At 63.4% G+C, this 711-nt stretch carries 1 protein-coding gene; it reads left to right on the top strand.

The genetic code is table 11. The features are described from left to right. The first annotated feature begins 75 nt into the window (after nucleotides 1-75). Complete coding sequence (locus ACLPGZ_RS19590) at nucleotides 76-567, top strand: transposase (protein ID WP_012247241.1); 492 nt, start codon at nucleotides 76-78, stop codon at nucleotides 565-567. The last annotated feature ends 144 nt before the right edge of the window (nucleotides 568-711 follow it).

Genomic DNA, 711 nt, shown 5'->3' with positions numbered 1-711 from the left:
CCCCCGCTGTCAGAATAGTTGGAACCTCAGTTGCTGTTAGAGTCCCAAACCATTGGGGGCAAAGAGAAGGTTCCGATGAAGTATTCCGCAGAACGCCGGGAAGCCATCCTGAAGAAGTTACTGGCCCCGCACAACCGCACGGTCTCCGACCTGGCACGCGAAGAAGGCATTTCCGAGGCCACGATCTATAACTGGCGCAAACAGGCCCGCGGCCAGGGCCGTTTGTTGCCAGACCAGGCGTCGGACAGCGAGGGCTGGAGCTCGCAGGACAAGTTCAACGCCGTGCTGGAAAGCGCTGCGCTGTCCGAAGTGGAGCTGGCCGAGTACTGCCGGCGCCGGGGACTGTATGCCGAGCAGTTGCGCCGCTGGCGAACGAGTTGCGAGCAGGCCAACGCGCAGAGCCAGAGCGCCGCCCGGCAGGAGGCCGACGCGCTCAAGGCTGAACGTCGCCGCACGCGCGATTTGGAGCGCGAGCTGCGCCGCAAGAACGCCGCGCTGGCTGAGACGGCAGCATTGCTGACCTTGCGAAAAAAAGCCCGGGCGATCTGGGGGGACGAGGAAGAATGACCAATGCCCAGGATCGCCGTCAAGCTGTAGCGTTGGTCGATGAGGCTCGCCAGGCCGGTGCACGCTTGCAGAGCGCATGCATCGAACTCGGTATCGGCTTGAACACTTATCGTCGCTGGGCGACGGGCGATGAGGACAGACGCC

This window comes from Alcaligenes sp. Me129 (assembly GCF_050487245.1).
Lineage (GTDB): Bacteria > Pseudomonadota > Gammaproteobacteria > Burkholderiales > Burkholderiaceae_B > Alcaligenes > Alcaligenes phenolicus.
This window is presented reverse-complemented; position numbering and strand designations above follow the sequence as displayed.